At 70.1% G+C, this 12,913-nt stretch carries 15 protein-coding genes; 10 read left to right on the forward strand and 5 right to left on the reverse strand.

Annotated features, from left to right (window positions below):
* Positions 1 to 5: 5 nt before the first annotated feature.
* Genes wrbA through ON759_RS08925 form a run of 4 tightly spaced genes read left to right on the forward strand, consistent with a single transcriptional unit; the run spans position 6 to position 3,016 of the window.
* Positions 6 to 599, forward strand: coding sequence for an NAD(P)H:quinone oxidoreductase (wrbA, locus tag ON759_RS08910; RefSeq protein WP_271680023.1), 594 nt, complete (start codon positions 6 to 8; stop codon positions 597 to 599).
* Entirely contained in the window at positions 596 to 919 is a 324-nt protein-coding gene (locus tag ON759_RS08915) for a DUF2069 domain-containing protein (RefSeq protein WP_271680024.1), read from the forward strand. Before wrbA ends, ON759_RS08915 begins: the two co-directional genes overlap by 4 nt.
* Complete coding sequence (locus tag ON759_RS08920; RefSeq protein WP_271680025.1) at positions 916 to 2,496, forward strand: tetratricopeptide repeat-containing sulfotransferase family protein; 1,581 nt, start codon at positions 916 to 918, stop codon at positions 2,494 to 2,496. The genes ON759_RS08915 and ON759_RS08920 overlap by 4 nt, the downstream gene beginning before the upstream one ends.
* Positions 2,497 to 2,527: 31 nt before the next feature.
* Positions 2,528 to 3,016 (forward strand): asparaginase domain-containing protein, encoded by a 489-nt coding sequence (locus ON759_RS08925; protein WP_271680026.1) that lies wholly within the window; start codon positions 2,528 to 2,530, stop codon positions 3,014 to 3,016.
* 130 nt (positions 3,017 to 3,146) lie between these two features.
* Here the strand turns inward: ON759_RS08925 and ON759_RS08930 are convergent, their stop codons facing one another.
* Together ON759_RS08930 and sufT are read right to left on the reverse strand one after the other, a co-directional pair.
* Positions 3,147 to 5,411 carry a M4 family metallopeptidase gene (locus ON759_RS08930; RefSeq protein WP_271680027.1) on the reverse strand — a complete coding sequence of 755 codons (2,265 nt, stop codon included), beginning with the start codon at positions 5,409 to 5,411 and terminating at the stop codon, positions 3,147 to 3,149.
* Positions 5,412 to 5,853: 442 nt separating this feature from the next.
* Complete coding sequence (sufT, locus tag ON759_RS08935) at positions 5,854 to 6,405, reverse strand: putative Fe-S cluster assembly protein SufT (protein WP_271680028.1); 552 nt, start codon at positions 6,403 to 6,405, stop codon at positions 5,854 to 5,856.
* 98 nt (positions 6,406 to 6,503) lie between these two features.
* Between sufT and ON759_RS08940 the strand changes: the two genes are divergently transcribed.
* Positions 6,504 to 6,935, forward strand: coding sequence for a hypothetical protein (locus ON759_RS08940; protein ID WP_271680029.1), 432 nt, complete (start codon positions 6,504 to 6,506; stop codon positions 6,933 to 6,935).
* Here the strand turns inward: ON759_RS08940 and ON759_RS08945 are convergent.
* Both ON759_RS08945 and ON759_RS08950 read right to left on the reverse strand, forming a co-directional pair.
* Positions 6,907 to 8,343, reverse strand: a complete 1,437-nt coding sequence (locus tag ON759_RS08945) for an NAD(P)(+) transhydrogenase (Re/Si-specific) subunit beta (RefSeq protein WP_271680030.1) — start codon at positions 8,341 to 8,343, stop codon at positions 6,907 to 6,909. The two genes, ON759_RS08940 and ON759_RS08945, sit on opposite strands and share 29 nt — an antisense overlap.
* Positions 8,340 to 8,636, reverse strand: a complete 297-nt coding sequence (locus tag ON759_RS08950; RefSeq protein ID WP_271680031.1) for an NAD(P) transhydrogenase subunit alpha — start codon at positions 8,634 to 8,636, stop codon at positions 8,340 to 8,342. Before ON759_RS08950 ends, ON759_RS08945 begins: the two co-directional genes overlap by 4 nt.
* 179 nt (positions 8,637 to 8,815) lie before the next feature.
* Between ON759_RS08950 and ON759_RS08955 the strand changes: the two genes are divergently transcribed.
* From ON759_RS08955 to ON759_RS08965, 3 genes are read left to right on the forward strand one after another with little or no spacing between them, the layout of a single operon-like run.
* Positions 8,816 to 9,367 carry an RNA polymerase sigma factor gene (locus ON759_RS08955; protein WP_271680287.1) on the forward strand — a complete coding sequence of 184 codons (552 nt, stop codon included), beginning with the start codon at positions 8,816 to 8,818 and terminating at the stop codon, positions 9,365 to 9,367.
* Positions 9,364 to 9,732 carry a hypothetical protein gene (locus ON759_RS08960; protein ID WP_271680032.1) on the forward strand — a complete coding sequence of 123 codons (369 nt, stop codon included), beginning with the start codon at positions 9,364 to 9,366 and terminating at the stop codon, positions 9,730 to 9,732. The genes ON759_RS08955 and ON759_RS08960 overlap by 4 nt, the downstream gene beginning before the upstream one ends.
* Before the next feature lie 3 nt (positions 9,733 to 9,735).
* Positions 9,736 to 10,176 (forward strand): DUF3106 domain-containing protein, encoded by a 441-nt coding sequence (locus tag ON759_RS08965; protein WP_271680033.1) that lies wholly within the window; start codon positions 9,736 to 9,738, stop codon positions 10,174 to 10,176.
* 1 nt (position 10,177) lies between these two features.
* Here the strand turns inward: ON759_RS08965 and ON759_RS08970 are convergent, their stop codons facing one another.
* Positions 10,178 to 11,269 (reverse strand): NAD(P) transhydrogenase subunit alpha, encoded by a 1,092-nt coding sequence (locus ON759_RS08970; RefSeq protein ID WP_271680034.1) that lies wholly within the window; start codon positions 11,267 to 11,269, stop codon positions 10,178 to 10,180.
* Positions 11,270 to 11,346: 77 nt separating this feature from the next.
* Between ON759_RS08970 and ON759_RS08975 the strand changes: the two genes are divergently transcribed.
* Both ON759_RS08975 and ON759_RS08980 read left to right on the forward strand, forming a co-directional pair.
* Positions 11,347 to 11,925, forward strand: coding sequence for a nitroreductase family protein (locus ON759_RS08975; RefSeq protein ID WP_271680035.1), 579 nt, complete (start codon positions 11,347 to 11,349; stop codon positions 11,923 to 11,925).
* On the forward strand, positions 11,922 to 12,833 hold the full coding sequence (locus ON759_RS08980) for a 5'-3' exonuclease (protein ID WP_345780548.1): 912 nt from the start codon (positions 11,922 to 11,924) through the stop codon (positions 12,831 to 12,833). Before ON759_RS08975 ends, ON759_RS08980 begins: the two co-directional genes overlap by 4 nt.
* Positions 12,834 to 12,913 lie beyond the last annotated feature (80 nt).

Below are 12,913 nucleotides of genomic sequence, written 5' to 3' on the forward strand. Positions count from 1 at the left end.
GCCGCATGCCCGAGATCCTCGTCCTGTACTACAGCCGCGGCGGCTCGGTCGCCCGCCTGGCGCGCCAGGTGGCGCGCGGCATCGGCGAGGTGGACGGGATGCAGGCGCGTCTGCGCACGGTGCCGCCGGTCGCCCCGGTCACCACGATCGCCGCCCCGCCGGAACCCGAGGACGGCGCGCCCTACGTCGAACGACGCGACCTCGCCGAATGCGCCGGCCTGCTGCTCGGCAGCCCGACCCGGTTCGGCAACATGGCCGCGCCGATGAAGCACTTCATCGACACCCTCGGCGCGGAATGGGCCAGCGGCACCCTGGTCGGCAAGCCGGCCGGCGTGTTCACCTCCACCGCCACCCAGCATGGCGGGCAGGAGTCCACCCTGCTGACGATGCTGGTGCCGCTGCTGCACCACGGCTGCGTGATCGCCGGCATCCCGTTCACCGAACCGGCGCTGAGCACCACCCGCGGCGGTGGCACGCCCTATGGCGCCAGCCACGTGGCCGGCGCGCAGGACGCGCCGGAACCCACCGACGAGGAAGCGCAACTGGCCCGAGCACTGGGCCGGCGGATCGCGCTGCTGGCGTCGAAACTCCACGCATGAGCATGGCCCGTCCGCTCGCCCTGGTGCTGTTCGCGCTGGCCATGCTGTACGCGGCGTGGTTCGCGCAGGACAAGCATCGCGAGGCTGCGCTGCTGGTGTTCGCGGCGCCGCCGCTGGTGCTGGCGCTGCTGGCCTGGAGAGCCTGGCCGCGCGCTGCCTTCGTGGCCGGGCTGTTCGCGCTCGCGTGGTTCAGCCACGGGGTGATGGTGGCCTGGAGCCGCCCCGGCGAACGCCTGCCCGCCCTGCTGGCGATCGCACTGTCGGTCGCGGTGATCCTGTTGCCCAGCTTGCCGCGCCTGCGCGCACGCCAACGCCGGTGAGCGCCGCCAACCCGCGCATGGCCGGGCTGGGCGCGGCCGATATTGAACGCCTGCACGCCGCGGCACGCGCCATCCGCGACCGCCAGCCCGCGCTCGCCGACCGCCTGCTGGGCGAGGTCCTCGCGGCGCATCCCGCGCACGCGGAGGCGCTGCGCCTGCGGGCCATCGGGCAGCTGCACGGGCGGCGCCCCGACCTCGCCATCGCCACCCTCGGCGACGCCCTTCGCACGCACCCCGGCGATGCGCTGCTGCATTGCGAACTCGGCAACGCCTGCAACGCCACCGGCGACCAAGTGGCGGCGATCGCGGCCTGGCGCGAGGCGGTACGCCTCGATCCCGCGCAGGGCGTGGCGTGGTTCAACCTTGGCCGCGCGCACCAGTTGCGCGGCGAGACCCCCGAGGCAATCGACGCCCTGACGCAGGCGCGCGCATTGGCACCCGAGGTGCTGCCGGCGGCGATCCTGCTCGGCGATGCGCTGGTCCATTCCGGCGACTTCGATGCGGCGCAGGCGCAGTACCGCGACGCCCTGCGCCTGCATCCCGGCTGCGGCGACGCCTGGCGCGGCCTGGCCAACATCAAGACCCGTCCGCTCACCGATGCCGACGCCGACGCGCTGCGCGCGCAACTGGCCCGCCCCGGGATCGCCGACGCCGATGCCATCGCGATGGGCCACGCGCTCGGCAAGCTGGAGGAAGACCGCGGCCAGCCGGCGCGGGCCTTCGCCGCCTTCGTCGCCGCGAATGCGCGGCAACGTCGGCTCGCACCGTACAGCCTGGGCGCACTGGAGGGCTACGTGGCGCAGGCCCTCGCCGCCACCGAGCGGCTGCCGCCGCCGCAGGACCCGACCCTGGGCCGGGAGGCGATCTTCATCGTCGGCATGCCGCGCTCGGGCTCGACCCTGTTCGAGCAGGTGCTGGCCGCGCATCCGCAGGTCGAGGGCGGCAGCGAATTGCAGGACCTCGGCATCGTCGTCCAGCAGGAATCGCGGCGACGCAACCAAACTTATCCCCATTGGATCGCGGAGGCGACGGCTGCCGACTGGCACCGCCTCGGGGCCGACTACCTGGCGCGGACCGCGCGCTGGCGCGGGCGGCGGCCGCGCTTCACCGACAAGCTGCCGGAGAACTGGAAGCACGTGGGCATCCTGCGCGCGATGCTCCCCGGCGCCACCGTCATCGAGACCCGGCGCGACCCGCTGGAGACCGCGTGGTCCTGCTTCAAGCAGCAGTTCTACGTACAGCCGCACTTCGCCTGCGACTTCGCCGACCTCGCGGGCTACCTCCGCGCCTGCGAACGAGCGATGGCGGCGTGGCGCGCGCGCGATCCCGCGCGGATCCGGCTGCACGCCTACGAGGACCTGCTGGCCGACCCCGCGCAGGGCATCCGCCGCCTGCTGGACGATTGCGGGCTGGACTTCGATGCCGCCTGCCTCGCGCCGCATGCCGGCACCCGCAGCGTGCGGACCGCCAGCGCGGCGCAGGTGCGCGAGCCGCTGCGCGGCGATACCGCGCGAACCGCTACCTACGGCCCGTTGCTGGATCCGCTGCGGACCGCCCTCGGCCTGCCGCCCGCCTGACGCCCGCCCGCGCTTGGCGGATAATGCGCGGATGGACACCCTCCTCATCGTCACCACCGGCGGCACCATCGACAAGGTCTACTTCGACGCGAAGTCGGATTACCAGGTCGGCGAGCCGCAGATCGGCCGCATCCTGCAGGAACTCGGCGTGGCCTTCCGCTTCCACGTCATCCCGCTGCTGCGCAAGGACTCGCTGTTCGTCGACGATGCCGACCGCCAGCTGTTGCGCGCCACCATCGCCGCCCAGGCCGAGGCGCAGGTGCTGGTGACCCATGGCACCGACAGCATGGTCGAGACCGCGCGCGTGCTGGCCGGCCTGCCCGGCAAGACCATCGTGCTGACCGGCGCGCTGAACCCCGCGCGCTTCGAGGGCTCGGACGCCGAGTTCAACATCGGTTGCGCGGTGGGCGCGGTGCAATCGCTGCCGCCGGGCGTCTACATCGCGATGAACGGCCGCATCTGGGATCCGGCCAAGGTCCGCAAGAACGTCGACGCCAACCGCTTCGAACCTGCGGGCTGACGCACCGGACGGGGATGCGGCAAGCGAAGCCCGGCGATGCCGGGCTTTTTCTTTGCGGGATCGCGCCCCCCCAAAAAAGCAGGACCCCGGCCGAAGCCGGGGTCCTGGGGGTACTTCGTGGCGCTCCCGCTTACATCGTGATCGACCAGCTGTTGATGTAGCCCGTGTCGCTCGCCGCCGCATCCTTCACCCGCAGCTTCCAGGTGCCGTTGATGGTCTCGGTGGACAGGTTGACGGTGAAGGTCTTGACGATGTTGTCGGCGCTGCCGCCGCTGCGGTTCTGCAGGTTGTACACCGAGCCGTCCGGCGCGATCAGGTCGACCACCAGGTCGCCGATGTACGGGTGGACGATGTTGACCGCCACCGCCGTCGCGCTGGGCGCATTGCCGGAGCGACCCGACACCGTGATGCTGCTGGTCACGCCCGTGGTGTTGTTGTCCGGGATGTTGACGTCGGTGCCGTTGGTGTAGGTCTGCGTGGTGCCACCACCACCGCCGCTGGCGGTGTAGTCGGCCAGCAGGCTGACCCCGGAGAACGCGCTGTAGGCCTTCAGGCGCACGTAGTAGGTGCCCGCCGACGGCGTCGCGAAGGTGCAGGTCTCGGCATTGCCGGACTTGTACGGACGGCAGTCGTAGACGGTGTCGGTCGGCGCGCTGCCGAGCTTCACGTACATGTCGGCATCGCCGGTCCCGCCCGACATGGTGAAGCTCAGGTTGGTCGCGCCCGACGGCACGGTGAGCGTGTAGTTCACCGAATAGCCCGCGGTCGACTGGGCGATGCCGGTCTTGGCCACCGCCTTGGTCAGGGCGCCGCCATTGATGTCGCCGCCCGTGCCGCCACCGCCGCCCGCGCAGCTCACGCCGACCGAGGTGAACGCCGCGGTGACGTCGGCGACGGTGAAGCCGAGGTCGGTCGCCGCGGTCTGCACGCCGCATGCCGCCTGGTTGAAGGTGCTGCTCGCGGTCCAATACAGGTCGTTGGCGCGCGCGAACACCTGGAACGCCTTCTGGGTGTTCCAGCCGGCCTTGTTGGCCAGCAGGTAGAACGCCTTGTTGTAGACGCCCGAGCTGTAGTGCACGTCCATGCTGCTGGTGAAGTTGGCGGCGTTGTCGATCGACGCGCCATCCTGCGGCGGGTTGTTCATGTAGCGCAGCGCACCGGTGCCCTTGAAGATCTCGGCGCCGACCAGCCAGTCGTTGCTGCCGCGCATGTAGTACTCGGCGGCTTCGCCGGCCATGTCGGAGAACGCTTCGTTGATGCCGCCGGACTGGCCGGAATAGGTCAGGTTGGAGTTCTGCTCCGTGAAGCCGTGCGAGACCTCGTGGCTGGACACGTCCAGGCTGACCAGCGGGTAGAACGTGGTGGCGCCATCGCCGAAGGTCATGGCGCTGCCGTCCCAGTACGCGTTCTCGTAGTTGGTCTTGTAGTGGACCTTCATCACCAGCTGGAAGGTCAGCGGCGCGCGGCCCAGGTAGGCCTGGTACATGTTGAAGATCACGCCGCCGAAGTAATGGGCGTCGTTCAGCGGCGAGTAGGCGCCGTTGATGGTCTTCACCGTGTTGCGCGGGCAGGTGTAGGAGAACGCGGTGGTGCTGGTGTTGGTGGTCGCGTTGTTGAGGTTGACGGTCTTGACGTTCGTGCTGTTCATCGTGCACGTCGTACCGCTCTGGGTGACGTCCAGGTAGCCGTAGTTGGTGCCGTACTCGTACTGGCCGGTCTTCTGGTTGCCGCCCGGGCCGGTGCCGATCAGGCTGTGCTGCAGGTTCTCCCACTGCTTGATGACCTGGCCGCTGTTGGCGTCGATCAGCATCATCGGGCGCGTCGGGCGCACGCTCTGGCCGTCGGCGAAGAAGCTCACCGCATAGGCCAGGCGGCCACGGCCATTGTCGTCGATGACGATGACGAGTTCGGACTTCTCGTTCTCGGTGCGATAGGCGGACAGGCTGTTGCCGAGGTGCAGGCGCTTGCCCGCGGCCAGGGCGTTCATCGCGGTCATCGCCGGGCGGGTCGAGGCGATGTCGTTCTCCAGCCCGGAGACGAGGTTGCCGAACAGCGCGCGGGCGTTGCCGGCCCCGTCCTCGCTGACCACGATGCCCTCGCCGAAGACGGGGATGCCGCGCCAGGTCTGGACGTAGCGGTAGTTGTTGACGCCGAGGTCGCTGCGGCGCGAGTGCATCAACAGGCGACTGTTCGCATCCGCCCCGATCAGCTGTTCATGCCGGCTGTGGGCCATCGGCGCCGCGGCGCCCCGTGCGGAAACCAGCGCGCGGTACTGCTGCTTGAGCTGGGCGAGGTCCTTCTTGTTGAGGTCGGCGCGGCCGGCGGCATTGGCGCCGGTGGCGGACAGCGACAGCACGACGGCTGCCGCAAGCAGGTTGATGCGACGTTGATTCACTGGTGGTTCCCCTAGCTGGTGAAAGAAGCGGCCCGCGTCCTGGGCCATGTCGACGACTACCCCATCCCACGCGGCGGACCGGACTTTTGTCCAACCGATTCGCGCCGCGGGAGTCGCCCCAGGAAGCTGAATCAACCCCGAAGCGATGGGCAACAGGTAAGGGAACCGACAAATTGCGTCAAGCGCGCGCCGGCATGTCGATATAACGCACGGTCATATGCAAGACTGCATACGTTTGCAATGGCGCTAATGCTTCGTTTCACGCATTGCTGCGACGCACCACGAGCGGGCCGGGTGGCCGGTCAACGGGGGAAACTGCTGCATCGCACCACCCGATTGCGCCACCGCACAACGGCGAAAAGTGACGTACTACGACTAGTCCGATGGTCACGCGGCCGTGATTGCCATCACGCCAGCGACAGGCGCGCACTGGCGGACACCGCTAGAGCATCCCGGTTTCCAGCTTGGCCACGTCCGACATCAGGGTCTGGTTCCACGGCGGGTCGAACACCAGCTCGACATCGGCCTCGGCCACGGTCGGGATCAACTCGACCTTGCTGCGGACATCGTCCACCAGGACTTCGCCCATCCCGCATCCCGGCGCGGTCAGGGTCATGCGCACGCGCACGTCGCGCCGGCCGTCGTCGCGCGGCACCACCTCGGCGGCATAGACCAGGCCGAGTTCGACGATGTTCACCGGGATCTCGGGGTCGAAGCAGGTGCGCAACTGCTGCCAGACCAGGCGCTCGACGTCCTCGTCGGTGGCGCCTTCGGGCAGTTCGATCGGCGCCGGCGGCTCCTTGCCGATGGCGTCGGCATCCTTGCCCGCGATCCGCATCAGGTTGCCCTCGACGAACACGGTCCAGCTGCCGCCCAGCGACTGGGTGATGTAACCCACCGTGCCGGCCGGCAGGGTGACCTGGTCGCCCGCGGGCACCAGGACGGCCTCGCAGTCGCGCTCGAATCGGACGGGTTCGCTGTTGCGGGAGTACATCGTCGGGGCCGGGATCTGGAATCCGTACCATTCTAGTCCCGATCCAGCCGCAACCCCAGCGCGGCTATGATGCGCGGCCACCCGCCGCCGGCCCGTACATGCCCGCCCCCACTTCTTCCCGCTGGCTCGCGTTCGCCCTGCTGGCGCTGGGCAGCCTCGGCTTCGCCGCCGCCTGGCTGCTGGTGGCGCTGAAGGCGGAGCGCCAACTGGCCTGGCTGGCACCGTTGGCAGCGGCCGACATGGTCCTGCTGCTGGCGGTCATGCGCTGGCCGCCCGGATGGCCGCGCGCCGCGCTCGCGACGGTGGCGACGCTCGCCACGATCTGCTTCGCCAACTATGCGATCGTCGCCGGCGAAGTCGGTCGCGGCATGGGCCTGCGCCCTTGGGAATCGGCGCTGCGGCTGGGACCGGCCTATGCCCGGGAGCTGTTGCAGCTGGCGACCCGACCCCTCGACCTCGCGTGGTACGGCCTGGCCTTGCTGGTCGCCGCCTGGGCCGGGCTCAGTGCCCGCCGCCGTCCAGTGCCTTGAGTTCGCTGACCAGCGCGTTGGCCATCTCGCTGCCGTCGCCGTACAGCATGCGCGTGTTGTCGGCGTAGAACAGGGCGTTCTCGATGCCGGCGAAGCCGGTGCCCTTGCCGCGCTTGATGACGATGGTGTTCTTCGAATTGACCACGTCAAGGATCGGCATGCCGTAGATCGGGCTGGCCGGGTCGGTCTTGGCGACCGGGTTGACCACGTCGTTGGCGCCGATCACCAGGGAGACGTCGGTATTGGCGAATTCCGGGTTGATGTCGTCCATGTCGGCGATCAGGTCGTAGGGCACGCCGGCCTCTGCCAGCAGCACGTTCATGTGCCCCGGCATGCGCCCGGCCACCGGATGGATCGCGAACTTCACCTTGACCCCGCGGTCCTGCAGGCGCTGGGTCAATTCCCAGATCTTGTGCTGCGCCTGCGCCACCGCCAGGCCGTAGCCGGGCACGATCACCACGCGCTCGGCGTAGGCCATCATCGCGGCGACGTCGGCGGCCTCGATCGGCTTCATCGAGCCGCCGATCTCCTGCATCGCCCCGCTGCTCCCACCGAAATTGGAGAACAGCACGTTCTTGATCGAGCGGTTCATGGCCTTGGCCATCAGCCGGGTCAGCAGCATGCCGGCCGCGCCGACCATGGTGCCGGCGATGATCAGTGCCTCGTTGCCGAGCACGTAGCCTTCGAACGCGACCGCCAGCCCGGTGAACGCGTTGTACAGCGAGATGACGACGGGCATATCGGCGCCGCCGATCGGCAGCGTCATCAGCACGCCCAAGGCCAGCGCCAGCACGAAGAAGGCGATGATGATCGGCAGCGACATCGTCCATACTGCGGCGATGCCCAAGCCAACCGTAACCAGCGCGACCAGGGCGTTGAACCACTGCTGGCCGGGGAAGGTATAGCGCTTGTCCATGCGCCCATCGAGCTTGGCCCACGCGATCACCGAACCCGAGAGCGACACCGCGCCGATGAGCCCGCCCAGTGCGGCCAGCCCGAACTTGAGTGCAAACGGCCAGGTCGGTTCACCAGCAAGACCAGCACCCACAATTGCCAACCCGGCCATGGAAGACGACGCGAATCCGATCAACTCCATCGCGCCGATCGCCGCCGCGCTGCCGCCGCCCATGCCGTTGAACAGGGCGACCATCTGCGGCATGTCGGTGATCGCGACCTTCTTGCCCCAGGCCCAGTTCAGGCCGACGCCAAGCACGATGGCCACCAGCATCAGGCCGATGTTGTGCAGGCCGGGCAGGAAGAAGGTGGCGCCGGTGGCGATCAGCATGCCCACGCCTGCCCACTGGATGCCGCTGCGCGCGGTCTTCGGGCTGGCCATGCGCTGCAGGCCCAGCAGGAACAGGGTCGCGGCGACGAAGTAGCTCAGCTTGACGAGGGTCAGCACGGTCACTTGGCGCCCTCCTTCTTCGAGGACTTGAACATCTCCAACATGCGTTCGGTCACCACGTAGCCGCCGGCCGCGTTGCCCGCGCCGAGGAAGACCGCGATGAAGCCCAGCGCCTTCTCCAGCGTGGTGTCGGCGTGGCCGAGGACCACCATCGCGCCGATCAGGACGATGCCGTGGATGAAGTTCGACCCCGACATCAGCGGGGTATGCAGGATCACGGGGACCCGGGAAATGATCACGTGCCCGGCGATCGCCGCCAGCATGAAGATGTACAACGCCACGAAGCCGTCGCCCACGCCCGCCTCCTCCCCGAATGCCTGCCCGCATCATAACCACGGATCGCGGCGTTCCCACGCCTGTCAACCGCATCGCCCGGCAAGCGTTCCCCTTCCCGACGCCCGGCGATCCCCGGGCAGGGACCGGGCCATGCACGACGGACATCGACATGCTGGTGGATGCGGCTAATCTGGCGCGGATGCGCGACGCCGAGCCCACCGCCGAGGCCTGGACCGGCCCGGCGACGCTGGCGGAGTTCCTAGCCGGCATCGAGGGCCGGGCGTTCCGCTTCGCCGAGGTGGCCCTGCGCCAGCGCGACGACGCGCTCGACGCGGTCCAGGACGCGATGATGAAGATGCTCGCCTACCGCGATCGCACGCCGTCGGAATGGCAGCCGCTGTTCTGGAGCATCCTGCGCAACCGCATCATCGACGTGCAGCGGCGCGGGCTGTTCCGGCTGCGCTGGTTGGTCCCAGGCAGCAGCGATGCCGATGGCGAGGTGATCGACTGGGCGGACGAAGCCAACCCGGACCCGTCGCGCAGCCACGACGGGCAGGAAGCCTGGGCGCGCATCCGCCAGGCCCTGCGCGGACTGCCCGCCCGCCAGCGCGAGGCGTTCACCCTGCGCGTGCTGGAGGACCTCGACGTCGCCCAGACCGCGCAGGCCATGGGCTGCAGCGAGGGATCGGTGAAGACGCACTTGTCGCGCGCCCGCGAGGCGTTGCAGAAGCAACTGGAGGAATTCCGATGAACACCGGCGAGCACGCCCCTTTCGATGCCGCCCTCCGCGACCGCCATGCCGAGGCGCTTGAGCAGCTGTCCCCGCGGGTACGCGCGCAACTGGCGCAGCGCCGGTATGCGGCATTGCGCGGCCAGGCCCAACCCCGGGCGCGGCGCAATGGCCTGCGCTACGCCATCGCCGGGTTCGCCGCGATCGGCGTGCTGGGGCTGGGGTTGCAACTGCAGCCGGCCCGCATCGCCCCGCCGACGACGCCCAGCACCTCCGTCGCCACGGTCGCAACTGCGGAGACGCGTGGCGACACCCTGCTGGACCAGGATCCCGAGTTCTACGCGTGGCTGGCGTCGCCCGACGCCCAGCAGCTCGCAATGGAGTAAGCCATGACCCGCACCGCCCGACTCCTCTTGCTCACCCTGCTGCTGGCGCCGCTCGGCGCATTCGCGCAGGCCGCGCCCGTGGCGCCTGCCGCGCCGCTGGTGGAATGGGACAAGCTCAGCCCGGCCCAGCGCGAGATGCTGGTGGCGCCGCTCAAGGAACGCTGGAACGCCAACCCGGAGGAGCGCGCGCGGATGCTGGAGCGCGCCAGGCGCTGGCAGGCGATGCCGCCGGCGCAGCGCGATCGCGCGCGCCACGGGATGTCGCGCTGGGAACACATGCCGCCGAAGCAGCGCGACGAAGCGCGCGCGCTGTTCCACTTCATGCGCGGCCAGCCCGAGGCGGAACGCAAGGCCTTCCTGGCGCAGTGGCGGCAGATGACGCCGCAACAGAAACGGGACTGGCTCTCGACGCACCCCGCCCCGGCGCGGCGCGAACGCGACTGAGTCAGGACGCCACGGCCCGCTCAGGCCATACCGTCTTCGCCAGCAGCTCGTCGTCCCAGTCGAACGCCAGCGCGCCGTCCTTGAGCAGCAGCGAGACGAAGTTGTAGACGTTGCGCGCGTACATCTCGCTCGCGTGCTGCGCCCCCATCGACGCCAGGTCCAACGGCCCGGCAATGGTCACGCCCCCTACCACCACGGTCGCGCCAGGGCGGGTGAGCTCGCAGTTGCCGCCGGTCTCGGCGGCGAGGTCGACGATCACGCTGCCGGGCTTCATCCCGGCGACCATCGCCGCGCTGATGATCTTCGGCGCGGGGCGCCCCGGCACGGCAGCGGTGCAGACGATCACGTCGATGTTCTTCAAGTGCTCGGCCAGGCGGCGCTGCTGCTCGGCGCGTTCCTCGTCGGTCAGCGCGCGGGCGTAGCCGCCCTCGCCGGCCGCGGACACCCCGAGGTCGAGGAACTTGCCGCCCAGCGACTCGATCTGCTCGCGGGTCTCCGGGCGTACGTCGAAGCCCTCGACCTGCGCACCCAGGCGCTTGGCGGTGGCGATCGCCTGCAGGCCGGCCACGCCGGCGCCGACGATCAGCACCTTCGACGGCCGGATGGTGCCGGCCGCGGTGGTCAGCATCGGGAAGAAGCGCGGCGCCAGTTGCGCGGCGATCAGCACGGCCTTGTATCCGGCCATGCCGGCCTGCGAGCTGAGCACGTCCATCGCCTGCGCGCGGGTGGTGCGCGGCAGGCGTTCCAGCGGGAACGCCAGCAGGCCGCGGTCGCGGATCGCCGCCGCGCGGCCCTCGTCCGCCTGCGGCTGCAGGCTGCCCACCAGCACCGCGCCGGGCTTCAGCCCTGCGAGCACCGGGGTCGCGGGCGGCTGCACGCACAGCACCGCATCGGCCTCCGCGAGCGCGTCCTCGCGCAACTCGGCGCCGGCATCGGCATAGGCCTGGTCCGGGAAATGGGCGCCATCGCCGATCCCGGGCTGGATGCGCACGCTGGCGCCGGCCGCGACCAGCTTCTTGCAGGTTTCCGGGGTCAGCGCGACGCGCCGCTCGCCCGACGCCGTCTCGCGTGCCACGCCCACGATCACCGCCATCGCCCACCCCTGCATCGACCCGTTGCCTGCATCCTAACCAAAGCGGCCGCTACCATGGCGAGTCCCGCCCCCATCCGATGCCGATGCTGACCCTCGCCGCCCTCGACAGCCGCCGCTCGGTGCCCACCCGCCAGCTGGCCACGCCCGGCCCCGACCCCGACCAGTTGCTGCGCATCCTGCGCAGCGCGTCGCGGGTACCGGACCACGGCAAGCGCGTGCCGTTCCGCTTCCTGCGCGTCGCCGGCGTGGACCGCGCGCACCTGGCCGACGCCGCCTCGGCGCGCCTGCGCGAGCGCGAGCCGGAAGCCAGCGACGCCGCCCTCGACAAGCTGCGCACGCGTTTCCTGATGCCGCCGCTGACCGTGTGCGTAATCGCCCGCCTCGGACCCGACGAAAAGATCCCCGAATCCGAGCGCCTGGCCACCGCATCCTGCGTCTGCCTGCTGCTGCTGCAGGCCGCGCAGGCTGAAGGTTATGGCGCGCAGTGGCTGACCGGCTGGATCGCCTACGACCGCGCCTTCCTCGAGGGCACCCTGGGGCTGGCCGAAGACGAGCAACTGGTCGGCACCATCGCGATCGGCACGCCGCTGGTCGAGGCGCCCGAACGCGAACGCCCCGACCCAGCGACCCTGCTGTCGGACTGGACCGGCGCGTGACCGCCGGGCACACGCCAGCCGCGCCGACGCTGCACCTCGTCGATGCCTCGATGTACGTATTCCGCGCCTGGCATTCCATGCCGGACGAGTTCCACGACGCCGACGGCTGGCCGACCAACGCGGTGCATGGCTTCGCCCGCTTCCTGCTGGAGCTGCTGGAGCGCGAACGCCCTCGGCACATCGCCATCGCCTTTGACGAGGCGCTGGACTCCTGCTTCCGCAACGCGCTGTACCCGGCCTACAAGGCCAACCGCGACCCCGCGCCGCCGGAGCTGCGCCGCCAGTTCGCCTGGTGCAAGGGCCTGTGCCAGGCGCTGGGGCTGCAGACCCTGGCACACCACGACTACGAGGCCGACGACCTGATCGGCAGCGCCGTGCACCGCGCGCGCGGACACGGCTACCGCAGCGTGATCGTGTCCGCCGACAAGGACCTCTCGCAGCTGCTGGACGTGCACGACGAGCAGTACGACTTCGCCAAGGGCCAGCGCTGGGGCCGCGACGGGGTCAAGGCGCGGCACGGCGTGCATGCGCACCAGATCGCCGACTACCTGGCGCTCACCGGCGACGCGGTCGACAACATCCCGGGCATCACCGGGATCGGCCCGAAGTCGGCCGCGGTCCTACTCGCGCATTTCGATTCGCTGGATGCCCTGCTTGCGCGGATCGACGAGGTGCCGTTCCTGCGCCTGCGCGGGGCCGCACAACTCGCCGTGCGCCTGCGCGAACAGCGCGAGCACGCACTCCTGTGGCGGCAACTCACCACGATCGCGCTGGATGCGCCGCTGCCGGAGGGCCATTTCGCGCGCGGCAACGGCGACGCCGACGAACTGCAGTCGCTGTCGGACTGGATCGGCTTCGGTCCGCTGACCCGCAAGCGCTTGGCGGAGGCGGCGGGACTTTCCGCTTAAGCATCCGAGCGGCGGAGGCGACGCAACTTGGCTGATCGCACGCCGGCCCCGGGTGGCGGGGAGGCGTGCGCCGCTTAGGC

The sequence above is a fragment of the Thermomonas mangrovi genome, assembly GCF_028201335.1.
Taxonomy (GTDB): domain Bacteria; phylum Pseudomonadota; class Gammaproteobacteria; order Xanthomonadales; family Xanthomonadaceae; genus Thermomonas; species Thermomonas mangrovi.